Annotated in this window: 11 protein-coding genes; 5 read left to right on the top strand and 6 right to left on the bottom strand. The window is 73.3% G+C overall.

Annotated features, from left to right (window positions below; all coding sequences use genetic code 11):
* Positions 1–77 precede the first annotated feature (77 nt).
* Positions 78–815, top strand: a complete 738-nt coding sequence (locus SACTE_RS25815) for a 3-oxoacyl-ACP reductase family protein (RefSeq protein WP_014048959.1) — start codon at positions 78–80, stop codon at positions 813–815.
* A gap of 77 nt (positions 816–892) precedes the next feature.
* Here the strand turns inward: SACTE_RS25815 and SACTE_RS25810 are convergent, their stop codons facing one another.
* Positions 893–2,455, bottom strand: a complete 1,563-nt coding sequence (locus SACTE_RS25810) for an MFS transporter (RefSeq protein ID WP_037759088.1) — start codon at positions 2,453–2,455, stop codon at positions 893–895.
* A 343-nt stretch (positions 2,456–2,798) separates the two neighbouring features.
* Here SACTE_RS25810 and SACTE_RS25805 point away from each other — a divergent pair, with 343 nt between their 5' ends.
* The 3 genes from SACTE_RS25805 (at position 2,799) to SACTE_RS25790 (ending at position 8,196) form a co-directional block, all read left to right on the top strand.
* Complete coding sequence (locus SACTE_RS25805; RefSeq protein ID WP_014048957.1) at positions 2,799–3,788, top strand: Lrp/AsnC family transcriptional regulator; 990 nt, start codon at positions 2,799–2,801, stop codon at positions 3,786–3,788.
* 556 nt (positions 3,789–4,344) lie between these two features.
* Entirely contained in the window at positions 4,345–6,876 is a 2,532-nt protein-coding gene (locus SACTE_RS25800; protein ID WP_014048956.1) for a tetratricopeptide repeat protein, read from the top strand.
* Positions 6,877–7,275: 399 nt separating this feature from the next.
* On the top strand, positions 7,276–8,196 hold the full coding sequence (locus SACTE_RS25790) for a carbohydrate kinase (protein ID WP_014048955.1): 921 nt from the start codon (positions 7,276–7,278) through the stop codon (positions 8,194–8,196).
* Positions 8,197–8,311: 115 nt separating this feature from the next.
* On the opposite strand, the gene SACTE_RS25785 is transcribed toward SACTE_RS25790, so the two are convergent.
* Together SACTE_RS25785 and SACTE_RS25780 are read right to left on the bottom strand one after the other, a co-directional pair.
* Positions 8,312–8,956: an NAD(P)-binding domain-containing protein gene (locus SACTE_RS25785; protein WP_014048954.1), complete on the bottom strand. Its 645-nt coding sequence runs from the start codon at positions 8,954–8,956 to the stop codon at positions 8,312–8,314.
* Between the two features lie 48 nt (positions 8,957–9,004).
* Positions 9,005–9,817, bottom strand: a complete 813-nt coding sequence (locus SACTE_RS25780) for an inositol monophosphatase family protein (protein ID WP_014048953.1) — start codon at positions 9,815–9,817, stop codon at positions 9,005–9,007.
* 115 nt (positions 9,818–9,932) lie between these two features.
* Between SACTE_RS25780 and SACTE_RS25775 the strand changes: the two genes are divergently transcribed.
* Positions 9,933–10,844, top strand: a complete 912-nt coding sequence (locus SACTE_RS25775; RefSeq protein ID WP_014048952.1) for a LysR family transcriptional regulator — start codon at positions 9,933–9,935, stop codon at positions 10,842–10,844.
* Positions 10,845–10,990: 146 nt separating this feature from the next.
* On the opposite strand, the gene SACTE_RS25770 is transcribed toward SACTE_RS25775, so the two are convergent.
* The 3 genes from SACTE_RS25770 to SACTE_RS25760 all read right to left on the bottom strand — a co-directional run bounded on the left by SACTE_RS25770 (position 10,991) and on the right by SACTE_RS25760 (position 16,608).
* Positions 10,991–12,355 (bottom strand): RICIN domain-containing protein, encoded by a 1,365-nt coding sequence (locus SACTE_RS25770; RefSeq protein WP_014048951.1) that lies wholly within the window; start codon positions 12,353–12,355, stop codon positions 10,991–10,993.
* A gap of 129 nt (positions 12,356–12,484) precedes the next feature.
* On the bottom strand, positions 12,485–15,997 hold the full coding sequence (locus tag SACTE_RS25765) for a hypothetical protein (RefSeq protein ID WP_014048950.1): 3,513 nt from the start codon (positions 15,995–15,997) through the stop codon (positions 12,485–12,487).
* On the bottom strand, positions 15,994–16,608 hold the full coding sequence (locus SACTE_RS25760; protein ID WP_014048949.1) for a hypothetical protein: 615 nt from the start codon (positions 16,606–16,608) through the stop codon (positions 15,994–15,996). Before SACTE_RS25760 ends, SACTE_RS25765 begins: the two co-directional genes overlap by 4 nt.
* Between the last annotated feature and the right edge of the window lie 52 nt (positions 16,609–16,660).

The following is a 16,660-nucleotide window of genomic DNA, read 5'->3' as shown; positions in this document are numbered from 1 at the left end:
AACGCGAGGAGAGGTCTCGCAGCGGCGCTCTCCGACCGCTCGGCGCAGGCCGGCGCGTGCACAGGAGCGCCGGTCTGATGGCGGTGGGTGCCGACGGCCGTGTCGCTCTCATCACAGGCGCTTCGGGGGCGCTCGGCGCCGCCGTGGCACGGGTCCTCGACCACCGTGGCTATCGGCTGGCGTTGCACTACGCCAGCGGTGAGGACCGGGCCCGCGAGGTGGCGGACGGGCTCAGCGGGCCGAGCGCCCTCGTGCGGGCGGATGTCGCCGACTGGGCTGCCACCCGGGACATGGTCGAGCGGGTACGCGCCGAGCTGGGAGGCATCAGCGTCCTCGTCAACGCGGGTGCGATCCGCCGGGACGGCCTCATGGTCACCCAGTCCGTCGACGACTGGACCCGGACCGTCGCCGTCAACCTGAGCGGCACCTTCCACACCTGCCGGGCGGCGCTCCCGGACATGATGCGAAACCGCTGGGGACGCATCATCAACGTCATCTCCCCCGCCGGCCTCCACGGCAGCCCGGGCCAGACCGCGTACTCGGCGTCCAAGGCCGGAGTGCTGGGAATGACCCGGAGCCTGGCCCTGGAGTGCGGGCGGTTCAATGTGACGGTCAACGCGCTGTCACCCGGCCTCATGGCCACCGCGCTCACCGAGGAACTGCCGGCCGAGGTCGGCGCCGCGCTCGTGGCTCGGACCGCGTTCGGCCGCACGGGCACGCCCGACGAGGTGGCCCGCGGCGTCGAACTGCTGCTGGACGCCGACTACATGACCGGCCAGGTGCTGTCCATCGACGGGGGCATGTCGATCTCGTGACCGCCGGGCCGGGACGGTCACGCCCCTCCCGGCCCGGCATGCGCTCAGGCCGGAAGGGGCGTGACGGCAGGGTCCCGTCAGGCGGGCGTCCCCGTGCCGACCTCGCGCCGCTCCGCGTTGCCGGGCGCCCGCGCGGCCGGTTCGCCGACGACGTTCACCGAGCGGTTGCGTCCGAGGCGGGGGTGCAGGAGGACGAAGGCGAGGACCGCCGCCAGGAACGTGAGGCCCGCCGACACGACCAGGCACAGGCGCATGCCGTCGAGGAAGGCGTCGCCGACCGCGCCCCAGACCTGACCGGACTTCGGGCCGAGGGCCATCGAACCCACCGCGCCGAGACCGGCGTCCCGCGTCGCGGTGGTGACCTGGTCGGCCAGCGCGCCGTCCACCCCCGCGTCGGCGAGGTGGCCGGGAAGGGAGGAGACGGCACGACTGGTGAGCAGGGCGCCGAGTACGGCCGGACCGAGCGCTCCGCCGACCTGGCGGAAGGCGTTGTTACCGGCGGCCGCCATCCCGGCGAGCGGATGCGGTACGGAGGCGACGGCGGTGGCCGTCATCGGCGTCGTCACCAGTCCCATGCCCAGACCCAGCAGCAGGAGCCGCCAGGAGAGCGAGCCGAAGGAGGTGTCGGCACCGGCGCCGAGCAGGGTGAGCAGGGCCGCCGTCACCATCAGCAGGCCCGTGGTGATCATGAGGCGCGGTGAGAGCCGGTGCATGACGCGCCCGGCGATACCGCTGACGATCAGCGCGGCCCCGGTGATCACCAGCAGCCGCCAGGCGGTGCCGAGGGTGTCGAGCCGCTGGACCATGCCGAAGTAGAGGCTCAGCACGAAGAAGAAGCCGATCATGCCCAGGAACATGATCATGGCGACGAGGGTCGTGGCGGTGAAGCCCGGGCTGCGGAAGAGCGCGAGGTCGAGCATCGGGTGGGCGGAGCGCCGCTCGGTCACGACGAAGAGAACCCCGCTGACGACGGCGACGGCGAGCGCGACGACGACCTGCGTGTCGCCGAAGGAGCCGGCGCCTCCCTCGATGACGCCGTAGACGAGCGCGGTGATGGCGAGCGCGGCCGTGATCTGCCCGGGCCAGTCGAGCCGCCCGGAGCGCGGCGCACGGGACTCGGGCAGGGCCCGCAGCGAGATGACGACGGCGACGAGGGCGACGGGGAGGGGTACGAGGAAGATCCAGCGCCAGCTGACGTGGCTGAGGATCGACCCGGCCAGCACACCACCGACGGCGAGCGCGCCCAGCAGGCACATCGCCCATATACCGATGAACTTCCCACGTTCGCGGTGGTCGGGTACGGCGTGGCTGATGAGGGCCAGCGTCGTGGGCAGCAGGGCGGCGGCGCCGAGCCCGGACAGCGCCTGCCCGGTCCACAGTTGGCCGATCGAGTGCGCGGTGAGCGACGTGGCCGCGCCGACGGCGGACAGCAGCAGCCCGGCGATGAAGACCTTGCGCCGGCCGTGTACGTCGCCGAAGACACCGGCGGTGAGGATGAAGGCCGCCATCGGCAGCACGAAGGCGTCCGACACCCAGGCCAGCTGCGAGGTCGTCGTGGACAGCGCCGACTGGATGGCGGTCAGACTCACCGAGACGCTGGTCACCGGCAGGTAGGCGACGAAGACCCCGAGGCAGGCCATGACGATGGTCGCCCCGCGACGGGGCACGGTTGAGGGCGGTGACTGGGACAACACAACTCCTTCGGGGCGCCAGGGGTCCGGCGCGGGGAACAGATGAGAGACATGGGGCCTCGGGGGCGTGTCCGGCCGCGCGGGCGTGAACCGCGCACGTCGGATCCGCACGGGTATGCGCCGCACGAGTCGGAGCCGCACGGGCCGGGCCGCACCGGTCGCCGTCGGCCGGGAGCGAGAAACGTCCGTCGAGCTTGCCCGAGTCTCCACCGAAAGGGGGCTTTCCATCAAATCGAACCCCCGGCAATGAAGGAAACCGCCACTCGCAGGCACTCCCCCCTACACTTGCTCCATGCTCGACACCCTGGACAGCCATATCCTCCACGCCCTGCACGTCGCACCTCGGGCGCCGTTCCGGCTGGTCGGGGAGGTGGTGGGGGCTTCGGAGCAGACCGTCGCGCGCCGCTACCGGACGATGCGCCGCGCGGGGACGGTACGGGTGGTGGGGCTCGTCAACCCGGCGGTTCAGGGCCTGGTGGCGAGCGTGGTCCGGATCTCACTGCGCCCCGACCGGATCGACGCGTGCGCCGAGGCGCTGACGCGGCTTCCCGAGGTCTCCTTCGCCAACATCTCCTTCGGCGGCTCGGAGATCGTGTGCTCGATGGCGACACCCCACGAGGGGCGGATGCCGGAGGTGCTGCGCCAGCTCTCCCGTACCCCGGGGGTGCTGGAGATCGACACCCGTATGACCCTGCACACCTACTCCCCGCCGGGCGCCGACTGGGGGCGGCTCGGCCCGTCGCTGCCCGAGGAGGCGGTGGAGTCCCTCCGCGAGCACCACCCGCGCACGACACCGCAGGGCCTGCCGGTCGAACCGCACGAGGAGGACGCCGCCCTGCTCGCCGCACTCGCCGAGGACGGCCGGGCGAGTCAGGCGACGCTCGCCGACCGCACCGGCTGGACCACGGGGCGGGTCGCGCGGCGCCTGGAGGCGCTGGAGCGCTCGGGCACCCTCTTCTACGACGTGGACCTGGCCCTGGAGAAGCTGGGTTACCCCTTCAGCGCCGCGCTCTGGCTGAACACCTCCCCCGCGCGGCTGCACGAGACCGGCTCGGCCCTCGCCGCGCTCCCCCGGGTCGTCTTCGCCTCCGCCACGTCCGGCGCCCAGAACCTGATGGCGATCGTCATGTGCACGGACGCCGCCGACTTCTACGACTGGCTCAGCCGCCGGCTCGCGACGGTGCCCGAGGTCACCGGCTACACGGTCAGCGTCCGGCTGCGCACCCTCAAACAGGCCGCCTCACTCGTCTACCAGGGACGGCTGGTCGCACCGCCCCGGTGAGGGCGCCGCGCCTCGCGCCGGCCGGCGCACGCCTCCCGCGATGTGTGGCGCAATCAGTCGTGGTCTGCGCGGGGCGCCTTCCGGGCGTACACCCGGCGGCCCGGCGGCCGGAGAAAATCACCGGCCGGGAGTGCGCTTGCCCTCCCTGCGTGGCGGCGCCTCCTCTAGCATCTGACAGGGCGACAGTTGCAGGGGGTGGCATGAGTCCCGGGGACCCGGACGTCGAGATCGCTGTCCCGTTCGCAGGGGAGTTCAGCCGCGAGCGGGGGCCGGTGTCGCGCCTCTCGGCGCGGGAGCCGCCGTCTCACCGGACGCCCCGGCCGTCACCGTGGTCCGCAGCGCCTCGCGTCCCCCACCCGCCAGGCGGCTCGTGCGGCGTGCGCCCCGCGAAAGGGCGCGCGGCCAGAGGTCCCCGCCCACGCGCCGCCCCCGAGAACCGGTCCCGTGGAACCGGCCGAACGTGCGGGGCCGTGCGGCGGGGTCAGGAGATCGATGCGGATGTCCGGAGACATACCGCGCCAGTCACGCCGTCTCGGCCGAGCAGAACGGTTACTCCGTGATCAAAGCATTCTTCTCCTACTCCACCCAGGACGCCGCCTTCGTGAGAGAGGTGGCTTCCGAGATCGGCCGCGCCTTCGCGAAGATCGACTACCGGGCGTTCAGCGCGGGCGAGCACCTTCTCGAGACCATGGACGAGACGATCAGGGAGTCCGCCGCCTTCGTCCTGTTCCTCAGCAAGTCGGCTCTGGCGTCCTCCTGGGTGCGGCACGAGATACGGGAGGCACGGTTCCAGCATGCGATGGGCCGCATCAAGAACGTCCTCGTGGTCCGCATGGACCACACCATCTCGCCCGAGGACCTGCCCGACTGGCTGAACCGCACCAAGCACATCACCACGATCTCGGCGAAGCCCGCCGCGCGGAAGATCAGAACGCTCATCGACGATCTGGTGCGCCAGGGACAGAGCCCGCGGTTCGTCGGGCGCGCGGCCGAGATCGCGGCCTTGCAGGACGTCTACTCCGCGCCCGTGCCCGGCGCGGAGAGCCAGGTCGCCTGTGTGGTCGGGCTGTCGGGCATCGGCAGGCGCGCGACACTGACCAAGATGGTGCGTGAGTCGCTGGACCTGGAGTCCCTGCTGGTCGTCAACGTGGAGCCCGGGGACAGCGTGCAGGCCCTCGCCGCCAAACTCTCCGCGCTGGTCGATCCGTCGGAGACCCCGGACGAGTCGCTGCAACGGACCCGGGAGATCACCGCTCTCGGCGACGAGGAGGCGCTGCGCCACGCCTTGAGCAAGTTGCAGGCGATCTGCCAGTACCACCAGATGCCCGTACTCAACGACGAGGGCGGTCTGTTGGACAACGACGGTGACATCGCGCCGTACATCCTCGACCTCGTCGAGGCGCTCGGCCAGTACCCGGACGTCGTCACCGCCCTGCTGACCAACAGGCGGCCCGCGCCGGAGCGCTTCATCGCCCGCAGCATGCGCCCCACCGCCGTGGTCCACCTCCAGCCGCTCGGGGACTCGGACATCAACCGCCTCGTCGGGCTGATGGCGAAGGCCCGGCAGATCGCCCTGGATCCCTCGACCGTCAAGAAGATCACCTCCGCGGTCCGGGGCTATCCCCCGTCCGTCACCTATGCGCTCGAACTGGTCACGGCCTACGGTCCCGACCTCGCGATCGGCGGCCGTATGCTCTCCGACTTCGGGGCCTCACCGTTCACCCGTTACCTGAAGAACAACAAGTTCAGCTCGCTGGAACAGAAGATCCTGCGTGTCATGGCCGCCAACAGCCCTTTACCGCTGGCCGTCCTCCAGGACGCGGTCGGCGCGTCCAACACGCACATAGAGCAGGCCCTGATCCACCTCATCGACGTCTCCCTGATCATCCCCACCGCAGGCGGCTGGTACGAGGTGTCCGGGCCCGCCACCCACGCCATTCGCCGCGAGTTCGGCGCCTGCCGCAAGGAGGAGTACGGGGCGGTCGCGAACAGGCTGGACAAATTCCTGGCACGGTCCGAGGACGGGACGGATTTCCTGGCTCTCCAGCGCACCTTGTTCCGCGCCATCGACATGGCCGGGAAACAGTCCACACCCAGGGCCTACGCCCTGCTCACCGACCGGGTGAGACTGGCGGAGGAGTATTACCACGAGCAGGAGTACCAGCGTGCCGTCGAAATGGCGAACGACGCGCTCCGGGCCGATCCGGGAATCCACCAGGCCCGCACGACGCTCATCCGCGCCCATGTGAAACTCGGCGAGTACCCGGAAGCCGGGGAGCACATCGCGCAGTTGAAGAAGCGGGGCCAGATCCGGGACGCGTTCTTCCTGCTCGGCTTCCTGGAACGGCACCGGGGGGAGCACCAGGACGCCCTGAACTACTACCAGAAGGCGCTGGACAGCGGGCGCGGCGGCATGGCCATCCATCGCGACATGGCCGAGTGCTGTCTACGCCTCGGCGATCTGTCCCGTGCCGACGAGCACATCTCCCGCGCGGAGGAGAAGCAGCCCGACAACCGCTACGTCGTGGACCTGAAGATCCAGATCGCCTGCCGGCTGCGGGACAAGGAAACGGCACTGGCGCTGCTTCTGCGCCTGGCGGATATCGACCGTGTCGAAATGGTGAGCCATCGCACGTCGCGCGTGGAGTACCTGTTCGGTGACCTGGAGGTGGCCTACGAGTTCGCCGAGAAGGCCGTGGAGAAATCCGACAACGTGCGCTTCGAGGTGCTGGCGAATTACGTTCTCTGCGCGCTGCGCACCTCACGTGTACGCGAGGCGGGCGCGGCGCTGGAACAGCTGGACCGCAAGTTCAGCAGGCAGCGCCGCGACATCAGGACGGGGCTGAGGGCCCGTCTCTGTATCGCCGAACACGACTACCAGACGGCTTTCGAGCACACGGAGCGGTTCGTCAGCCCGGAGCGCCTCGTGCATCTCCTGATCCGCCGGGACGCGTTGCGCGGCCTGCTCGAAACCGCTCTCGCACCGCAACGGCGCGCCGACCTCAAGGCGGAGCTGCACCGCTGTGAGGACCGTCTCGCGGGCCGGGAGGAGGACTTCGACCTGGATTCGCGGGGCAACACGGACTGACGGCGACCGGCTGATTGCGGTGTGGCGGCCCGGGGCGCGGGGCAGGTGTCCGGGTCGTGGCAGGCTCCCCGCATGGACCGCACGATCGACGTTCCGCTCCCCCGTCAGGTCTTCCTGAGGGCGTCGACGGGCTGCGTCATGGCGGCCCGGGCCGGCACGGCCGTGATCTCCCCGCCGGGGACGACAGCTCGGCTACGGCCGCACCTACCTGATCATGTCGGCGCCGGTGGCCTCGTGTACCTTCGTCTCGCTCCTCACCCTGCGGGCCGACGCCAAGGGCGCGCACGGTCCGCCTCCTGCGGCCGGTACCGAACCGGACCGTTCGCCCGCAGCCGTCCGACCGACCCGACGGCCCGGCCGGTCCGCGCCGGGTCCCGACCCCCTCGAAGGGAACTTCCTGTGATCGTCGTCGCCGGTGAGGCTCTGATCGATCTGGTGCCGCACGACCGGGGCGACGCCCTGACGCCGCTGCGGCCGGTGCGCGGAGGCGGCCCGTACAACACGGCCGTGGCGCTGGGCCGGCTCGGCTCGGAGACGGCCTTCTGCTCGCGCCTGTCCACGGACGCCTTCGGTACGTCGCTCGTCGAGCGGCTGGTGTCCGAGGGGGTCTCCACACAGCTCGTCCAGCGCGGGCCCGAGCCCACCACCCTCGCGGTGGCGTCGGTCGCGGCGGACGGCTCGGCCTCGTACACCTTCTACACGGGCGGCACCGCGGACCGCCTCTTCACGCTGCCCGACGCCCTGCCGGACCGGACGCGCGCGGCGTCGTTCGGGACCTGCTCGCTGGTGCTGGAGCCCGGGGCGAGCGCCTACGAGGAGCTGATGCGGCGGGAGTCGGCCCGCGGCGTGTTCGTCGCCCTCGATCCGAACGTCCGGGCCGAGCTGGTCGCGGACCCGGACGCCTACCGGGCACGGTTCCGCGGCTGGCTGCCGCACGTGTCCTTGCTGAAGCTGAGCGAGGAGGACGCGGACTGGCTCGGTGCCGGGCTGCCGGAACTGGCGGCCGCGGGCCCCGCGGCCGTCGTGCTCACCCGGGGCGGGGACGGGCTCACCGTCCTGACCCGGGGCGGCGCGCGGTACTCGGTGCCCGCCGCGCCGGTCGAGGTCGTCGACACGATCGGCGCCGGGGACACGGTCAACGCCGCACTGCTGCACGCCCTCGCGCGCCGGGACCTGCTCACCCGGGATGCCCTGGCCGCGCTGGGAGCCGACGGCTGGGGCGAGGTCCTCGCGTTCGCCTCCCGGGCGGCGGCCGTCACGTGCTCCCGGGCGGGGGCGGAGCCGCCGTACGCCCGGGAGGTGGGCGGGGCCTCCGTCTGAGACCGAGGGCCCGCCCGATGCCGAGCCGGAGGACCATCGGCTCGGCCAGCCGTACCGGACAACGGCCGGACCGGGCCCGCCTCCCCCGCGGGGGAGGCGGGTCCGGGAGGCCGGGTCAGCGGGCGAGGGAGACGGCGAAGGGCTCGAAGCCGTGTCGGCGCAGGACGTGGGGCACGACCAGGACCATGGCCTCGGTGGCGCGGGCCGTACTGATGTCGCCGAGATCCTCGATCCACGCGGGCTGCCAGCCCAGGTCGCCGAGCAGGCCGGTGACGGACTTCTTCGCTTTCTCGTCGTCGCCCGACACGTAGACGGTCGGCGGGGTGCCCAGGGTTTCGGGAGCGGTCATGACCATGAACAGCATGGTGTTGAGGGTCTTGACCACATGGGTGCCGGGGAGCGCGGCCTGGAGCTTCTCGGCGAGGCTGCTGCCGGGGTGACACAGCTCGCCGGGCAGGCCGTCGTCCGCGTCGCGGGTGGCGTTGGAGACGTCGACGAGGATCTTGCCGGAGAGCTCGGTGCGCAGGTCGGTGAGGCGGTCCAGTGAGCTGTCGCCGGGCGTCGCGTTGATCACGATGTCCGCGGTGCGTGCGGTGGTGCGCTGGTCGGCGAAGGTGATCCGCGAAGCGGCCCCGGCGGCGCGGTCGGTGGGGTCCTTCGGGCTCCGGCCGCCGAGGGTGACGTGGTGTCCGGCTGAGGAGAGCTTGCCGGCGAGGTTGGTCCCGACGCGGCCGGTGCCCAGGATGCCGATGCTGGTCATGAGGTGATGCTCCTTGCGGTATGCGGGTGGGAGGACGGAGGTGCCCGGTCAGACGATCGGCGCGAGGACTTCGAGGGCGGCGGCGTGGATGCCGGGGGCGGCGGCCAGGAAGTCGCGGCTGCCCGTGTTCCAGGCCTGGCCCGCCAGGTCGGTGACGGTGCCTCCGGCTTCGGCGACCAGCAGGGCGCCGGCGACGAGGCCGGAGCGGACGTCGGAGAACTGCCAGAACGCGTCCGTACGTCCGGCGGCGACGTGGATGAGCTGCATCGTGGCGGGAACGGACACCCGCACGACCAGGCCGTTGACGAGCATGGCGGTGACGGAGTCACCGATCCGCCGGAAGGTGCGCTCGTCCTCGCCGGGCCTGGCCTGACCGGTGCCGACGAGCGCGGCGCCGACATCGGTCTTGGCGGACACCTTCAGGGGCCGGTCGTTGAGGCGGGCACCTCCGCCCGCGACGGCGGTGTAGGTGTCGCCGGTCAGCGGCAGGTGGACGACGGTGAGCACCGGTCGGTTGTCGCGGACCAGGGTGGCGGTGACGGCCCAGTCCTCCATGCCGTGGACGTGGTTGATGTTGCCCTCGGCGGGGTCGACGACCCACCACTCCCCGGGCGGGAGCGCGCCGCCGGCCAGCTCGTCCTCGGCCCACCGGGACCCTTGCCGGGCCCGCAGCAGGGGTTCGCGCAGCACGTCCAGCACCGCGTCGTCGTTGGCGTGGATCTCGTCGACGATCTCGTCCAGGCTCACGCCTCGGGCGTGCGGGGTGTGACGGTCGCGCAGCGTGAGGCCGGCGGCCTTCACGGCGGCTGTCACATCGGACAGGAGTGTCGTGTCGGCGTCGAAAGGCATGGCTGTGCTCATGAGGGGCTCCCTGGTGGCGGTCGGTGCGGGCGGTTCGTCTCGCACCCGCACTGCGAAGGTAGGCGGCCTGACTGTTAACAACAAGTGCACGCTTGTCACTTGTAGAGTTACTGTCATGCAACTGGATCTGAACCTGCTCACAGCCCTGGACGCGCTGCTGGAAGAGGGCAGTGTCGCCGGGGCCGCAGCCCGCCTCCACGTCACCGCCCCGGCGATGAGCCGCTCCCTGGGCCGCATCCGCAAGGCCACCGGCGACCAGATCCTGGTCCGCACCGGCCGCAGCATGGTCCCCACCACTCGCGCGCTGGCCATGCGTGCCGAGGTTCACGCCCTCGTGCAGCAGGCCCACCACCTGCTGTCACCGGAACAGAGCCTCGACCTGGAAGCCCTGGACCGGGTGTTCACCGTGCGCTGGCACGACGCCCTGACCGCGGCCTGCGGCACCGCGCTGACCGCGGCCGTCCACCGCCGGGCGCCCGGTGTCCGGCTGCGCCTGTCCGCGGAGCCCTGCACGGACGACCCCGAGCTGCGCCGGGGAGAGGTCGACCTCGAATCCAGCTCCAGCCCCCCGGCGCTCGCCGACATCCGCCACCGCCTCGTCGGAAGGGACCGGCTGGTCGTCGCCGTCCGACCGGGCCACCCGCTCACCGAGGGCTCGCTGAGCCCCGAGCGGTACGCGGCCGCCGAACACCTCACCGTGTCGAGGCGCGGCAGCCTGCGCGACCCGATCGACGACGCCCTGACCACGCTCGGCCTCGAACGTCGCGTCGTCGCCGCAGGGCCGACCAGCACCTTCGCGCTGCAACTCGCCCTGGAGACCGACCTGGTGGTCACCCTCCCCGACACGGTGACCCGAGCGGCCCGGGACCGGCTCGGCCTGATCACGCTGCCGGCCCCGCTCCGGTTGCCCGATGTCCCGCTGTACCTGCTGTGGCACCAGCGCTACGACGACGACTGCGCCCACACCTGGCTGCGGGACCTGGCCACCGAAACCGTCCAGGCCCTGTTCGCGTCACGAAACGCTTGAGCATCGCCCGGTCGACCGGCCGAAGGCGGCGACGCGGGCCCCACGCGGCCTCCCCCGGCTGCGAGCGGGAAAGAGAACGTCCCCGTTCCCGAGAGGCGGTCGAGTGCGCCTCGGGAACGGGGACGTCGGTCCGCCGGAGCGGATCCTCAGACGATCCAGCGGTCGCCGTAACCGCAGTTGGCGATTTCGAGCCGGGCGTCGTTGCCCGCGGCCGCGCCGCCGGTGGGGCGCAGGCACAGGTCGTTGCTGGCTGCGTTACGGATCCAGTTGGTCCCGTCCCCGCGGGGGTCGAGCCACCAGAGCTGGTTGTCGCCGGCCGCGTTGCAGTGGAACTCGCCGACCTTCGTACCCACCGGCTTCGCCGTGTAGTAGGGCAGGTCCAGGCAGAACCCGTCCTTGCTGTTGCGGATCAGGAAGAGGGGGGCGTTCTGCGGCCCGCCGTCCTTGTCCACGATGTCCAGGTTCCACAGCTGGTTGTCGGCGGTCGTGTTGTTGCACGGGTACTGGTTGACGGGCGCGTTGATCTTGCCCTTGCCGAAGCCCCCGATGTCCACGCACTGGCCGGTCGCCGCGTTCTTGAGCACGGTGTTCTGCACACCGGAGCGTCCGTTGGCCCACTGGCGGAGCTTCTCGGCCGCGGTCAGCTCCTTGACCGCGGCCTTCTTCTCGGTCTTGGGCTTCTTCTCGGACGCGCTCGGCGACGGGGCGGTGGTCTGCTTCTGGACCACCGGCGCGGGCGGCGGCTCCTCCTTCTTCTTCTCCTCCTTCTTGCTCGGTGTGGCGGAGGGAACCGGTGACGCGCTGGTGTAGGTGTCCGGAACGGCGGAGCGTTCGGTGTCCAGGACCGTACCGGCCGCGTTCTCCGTCCGGGGCCGTTCCGGCTTGCGGTCGTCCTGTCCCGCCACGAGGAACGGGACCGCGATCAGTACCGCGCCGACGATCGCCGCCGCCGCCAGCATCGGCTTCTTGGGGCGACTGCCGGGCGGTTCGTCACCCGCGTGCGAACCGCTCGCGCCCGCGCCGCCGCTGCCGGCCGCTGACGCCGCCATGGCGGCGTCCGGGGGCGTGCCCGTCGTGCTGACGGCCGCCGGGGGCGAGGGAGGCGCGGCGCCCGTCGCCTCGGAGGACGCCGCGGCTGCGGAATCCGCCGAAGCGGGCGCGGAGTTGAGCGCTGGCGCATCCGGTTCGGACGTGCCCTCGGACGACGGGTGCGGGGCGCCGATGCCTCTCACCGTGCCGGTGGCCTCGTCGGCGGTCGAACGCTCCGCGGTCTTCTTCCGGGCGTCCGTGTTCTCCGGGGCGGTGGTCTCCGGTTCCGTGCCCTTCGGGGCGGCGTTCTCCGGGCCCTTCTCCGGCTGCTTGCTCGCCGGGCTCGGCTCGGGGGCAGCCGTGTCCGGGACGGCGGCGGCAGGTGACGCGTTCGTACGGCCACGCTGTGCGCCGCCCGGTGCGAGGGCGCCGCCGGGGTCCCCGGCCGCTCCTCGCATCGTCACCGCCCGGCGGACCGACACGGGTGAACTCCCGGCTGTCCCGGAGTCGCCCGCGCCGGCGGATGTGCCCGGCCTCGGTGGTATGCGACGGGAAGGATCATGCTCACGTGCCATGCAATTTCCTTACTCATGTCTGGGTTCGGTGTCGCGTCACGGCCCGGCGCCCACGGCACCCACGCAGCGCTCCGGCCAGTGGCCGGTGCCCGCAGGTGTCGTCGAGCGCCCGCGCACGACATCGTCCAACCGGGCGAGTACGGCTCGATCCACGTCGGGATCGGGCTTGGTCGCCGTGGCAGGACCGGTCAGTTCACGCAGATAGATCTGTACGGCCGGGCCGTCGCGACGGACGTCCAGCACGCGGAAGAGGGTTCCCGGAGCGAACACCACCTCGTCGGGCCCACGGCCGTGGTCGGACAACTGCCGTACACGACGGCCCGCCACCGACCAGATGACGTAGGTCCCGCCCGGCATCGCCGGCGTCCGGGCGGGATCGAGCGGTGTGGTGCTGAGCAGCGCCGCGTCGCGCAGCAGTGTGCCGGGGCGGGGAAGAGCCGGGGCGCCGGAGCCCTCGGCGGTGGGATCGCTGCCCGTGCCGCGCAGCACCGCGCCCCGATAGGACGGCAGCCGGTTCAGCGCCGAGGCGACGCAGGCGCCGTACGGCAGCATGTCGGGCTCGTACTCACGCAGGGCCCGGGTCACGGCGCCATGGCTCAACGGGCCCTCGGAAACGTGCAGATACATCCGCAGCGCGATCAGATCGGCGCGGGCGGCCTCCTGCTCCTTGCCGCGCAGCGCGGGCATCCGGGCGAGTGAGCGGGCGACGGCCGCGCCGTGCCTGTCCCACATCCCGTCCGCGAGCGCGCGGAAGGCGGCCCGCTCCACTTCGCTGCTGCGGTGTCCGGGGTCGAACGGGACGGGCGGCAGCGGGGCTTGGGGGACATCAGCGGCATCGCCAGCGTCGGCGGCGTCGCCCGCGTCGGCGGCCGAGTCCGGGGCTGCCTCACGCGTGTCCGGGGTGTCGGGCGTCGCGGTGGTGTGCGGCGCGTCCGGAGCCGTCGAGGCACCGGGGCTCCCCTGCGCCTCGCCCGCCCCGTCGGATTCGTCCGCCCCGTCCCTGGCCGTCCCCGTACCGCCCGGCTCCGTCGGTGCGTCCGGCACGTCGGGCGTCACGTCCCGGGACGCCATGGCCCCCGGTGACGTGGGAGGTGTGGCGGGCGCCGGATCCGCGGGCGCGCCGGACGCCACGCGCACCGGCCTCGGCGGGGACACGATGTCGGGCTCCGGCGGGAGCACGGTGGCGGGCTCCGGCGGGAGCACGGTGGCGTCGGGGCTCTCGGGCGCCTCGGTCTCGCCCGGGCGGGGGCCGCCCGCGGGCTCGGCGGCCGGGCCTCGCGCGGCGGACGGTCCTGAGCCGTCGGCCGAGACGGGGCGCCCTTGGTCCTCGGGGCCCTCGGCCGCGTCGGAACGGTCACCGCCCACGGAAGCATCGGCACGCGCGGGGTCGTCAGCCCGTTCCGGACCGCCGGTACCCATCGGAACGTTGTCCGTTCCGGCGCCCTCGGCCGTTCTCACGCCCTCGGCCGGGTCCTCGCCGTCGGGCCGTACGGGCGGCCCGTCTGCCGCCGCGGGACCGCCGACCCCGTCGGGAGCACCGGCGCGCCCCGGGACCGCGGCGGGCGCGCCGGACGCCCCGGACGCCCGAGGGCCGTCGGGCTCTTCGGCCGCGCCCGAGCCGGGGGGCCGTCCGGGCGTCCCGGCGCGTGCCGGGGCGCTCGCGTCCGCCGCCGTCTCCAGACCCATGGCTTCCCGCAGCTGCCGAGCGCGCTCGGCCCGCGCGGCCCGTGCACCGCCTTCCGCCGGCCGGCCGGGGCCGTACCCGGATCCGGCGGGGCGGTCCGCCTGCGACGGCTGGGAAGGTCGCGGCAGCCGCAGCGGCAGGCTCGGCCGTTCCGACCGCCCCGACTGCGCCGGCTGCCCCTGCTGTCCCGGTCGTGACGGCCCCGGCTGCGCGGGTCGGCCCGGCAGCCTCGGTTGCGCGGACTGTGTCCGGGGTCCCGGCACCGACTCCGGCCGCCCCGTGGCGGTGGCACCGTTCGGACCGGCGCCTGCCGATGCGGCGGGCGGGGACGGGGCCGAGGCCGCCGTCCGGGCGGGCGGACCAGCGGGCCGGACCTGGGCCCGCGCCGGGGCCTGGGCCGTCGGCCTGGCACGGGCCGGAGCCGGGGCGGGGGCGGCGTAGCGGAGGGTGCGCAGGCCGTGTTGGGCAGCCAGTCGTCGCAGGCCGTGGCCGCCGTCGTGGGACACGCCGTGCACATGGAGCGTCGCGCGCTCGCGCAGGGCCGGTGTCAGGGATCCCAGCAGGCTCGACAGGGCCGGCAGCAGCGACGCGTCCATGAGCTCGCCCGGCATGCCCAGCTCGATCACGGGGCCGTTGGCGTCCACCTGACGTGCCGTGGGGGACAGCCGGGGGCCGCCGCGCGGGCCGACCCAAAGGCCCGCCCTGGTCACCGTGACCTGCCAGCGGTCCGTCAGCCCGATCACGCCCTCCTCCGGGCGCGCGGGCCCCGGCAGCGGGGGCGTCCAGCGCAGCAGCTGGGGCGGCCGGGCGTGGCCTTCCTCGTCGGGCGGCCGGCATACGACGGCGTCCACGAACGGCAGCCACTTCGGCGTTCCGTCCGGCGCGGCCAGGACCGACCGTACGGAGTACGACCCGAGCGGACCGGCCGCCGCCACGAGCGGCAGCCCGGTCATCACCTCGACGTCGGTGTCCAGCCGGTCGCACACCGCCTGCGCCAGCCGCAGCACGTCACGCCTGCCGCCGGGCGCGAGCCGTACACCGGACCTGACCTCCTCCGGCAGGGCCGTCAGCACCTCGGCGACCTCCTCGGCCGAGACGTCCTCGCCGTAGGGCACGCCGACCACCACGGCCGGGCGCCGGGGGTCGACCGGCACGGCGTGGTAGAGGTCGCCGGGCTGGGTCGCGGTGGCCTCGGCGGGGCGTACCAGCAGCCCGGCCGGGATCTGTTCCACCACGCTCCCGCCGGACGTACCCGACGGCACGTGGCGCAGCGCGGGCTGCCAGGACGGCTCCGGGCTGCGCGGGCCCAGCGGTTCGGGAGCCGAGCCAGGGGCGAACCGCCACCAGCCGCCCGCCGGCGGTCTCCCGTCGGCGGAGGGACCGGGAGGGACGAAGAGCGAACCGCCGGGTACGACGAGGGGCGCCCCGTCCGGGGCCTTGACCTCGACCCCCCAGGCGTCGGAGATCCGGCGCGCGGTGGCGGGCCGGTCCTTGACGTCCTGCCCGGCACCGGCCATGACCAGCCGTACGGTGTCGGCGCCCGACTCGCTGAGCGAGTCCAGCAGTTCGCTCAGCCTCGGCCAGAAGGCGGAGGTCTCCATCCCGTCGGCGCCCGCGATGACGGTCACGGTGCCGTCGTCCGTGCGCATGCCCCGGGCCAGGTCGGCGACGTCCGCGGGGGTGAGCGCGTTGTCCGAGGGGGTCCGGAGCAGCAGCAGGCCGTCGTGGTCCTCGACCAGGAGCCCTTCCGCCGCCGTGGCGTCCGGGCGGTCGTCGGCGGGCCGGACGTCGGCAGGCCCGCGCCCGGCCGGGGCCGACGACCGGGCGGCGCGGCGCCGTGCGAAGGGACCACTCCAGCGTGTCACTGCCGGGGCCCCTTGCCCGCCGGGGACTCCGCCGCCGACGCGGCGGCGGGTGCGTCGCCGGCCGCCACCGGGTCGTCCACTCGTACCGCGTGGATGCGCGGGGTCGTCCCCTCCGGCGCGTCGACGCCCGCCGCCCGTGCTTCGCCGCGTTCCTGGGCCGCGGTCTCCTCGGCCGGCGCCTCGGTCTCCATGACGTTCCCGGCCGGTCCGGTCGGGTTGACGTGGAGGGAGTGCCCGTCGGGGAGTCCTTCGACCACGTCGGCCACCGGGAGCAGCCGGGCGGCGAGCGTCCCGACGACGCGCTGGTAGGCGGGGCTGGTGGAGACGGGGACCACCGGCTCGCCCTCTGCCGACCGCAGGGCGGCCGGCTCGCGCGGGTTCCGGGCGGCCTCGACCACTTCGGGGGGCGGTTCGGGCAGCGCCGCGGCCGGGTCCTTCGCTTCGTCGTCGTCCTCGGTCTCCGGCTCGACGGCGGTCGGGGCGGTTCCCGAGGTTCCGGTCACGGTGCGCCCGTACACCGCTACGGCCTCGGTGTCCTCGGCGGCGGGCAGCGGCTCGGGCCGAGGCGCGGGGGGCGCCTGGGGGGCGGACCTGTCGTCGTACTCACTCACCGGCGGGCACTCCAGAAGCAGAAGACACGGTCCATCCTTTCGAACTCACCCT

This window comes from Streptomyces sp. SirexAA-E (assembly GCF_000177195.2).
Classification (GTDB): Bacteria; Actinomycetota; Actinomycetes; order Streptomycetales; family Streptomycetaceae; genus Streptomyces; species Streptomyces flavovirens.
This window is presented reverse-complemented; position numbering and strand designations above follow the sequence as displayed.

Coding starts and splice junctions, on each gene's coding strand:
- SACTE_RS25780 (WP_014048953.1), bottom strand. CDS start 9,817: ATGAGCACAGCCATGCCTTTCGACGCCGACACGACACTCCTGTCCGAT.
- SACTE_RS25815 (WP_014048959.1), top strand. CDS start 78: ATGGCGGTGGGTGCCGACGGCCGTGTCGCTCTCATCACAGGCGCTTCG.
- SACTE_RS25810 (WP_037759088.1), bottom strand. CDS start 2,455: ATGGCCTGCCTCGGGGTCTTCGTCGCCTACCTGCCGGTGACCAGCGTC.
- SACTE_RS25785 (WP_014048954.1), bottom strand. CDS start 8,956: ATGACCAGCATCGGCATCCTGGGCACCGGCCGCGTCGGGACCAACCTC.
- SACTE_RS25805 (WP_014048957.1), top strand. CDS start 2,799: ATGCTCGACACCCTGGACAGCCATATCCTCCACGCCCTGCACGTCGCA.
- SACTE_RS25775 (WP_014048952.1), top strand. CDS start 9,933: ATGCAACTGGATCTGAACCTGCTCACAGCCCTGGACGCGCTGCTGGAA.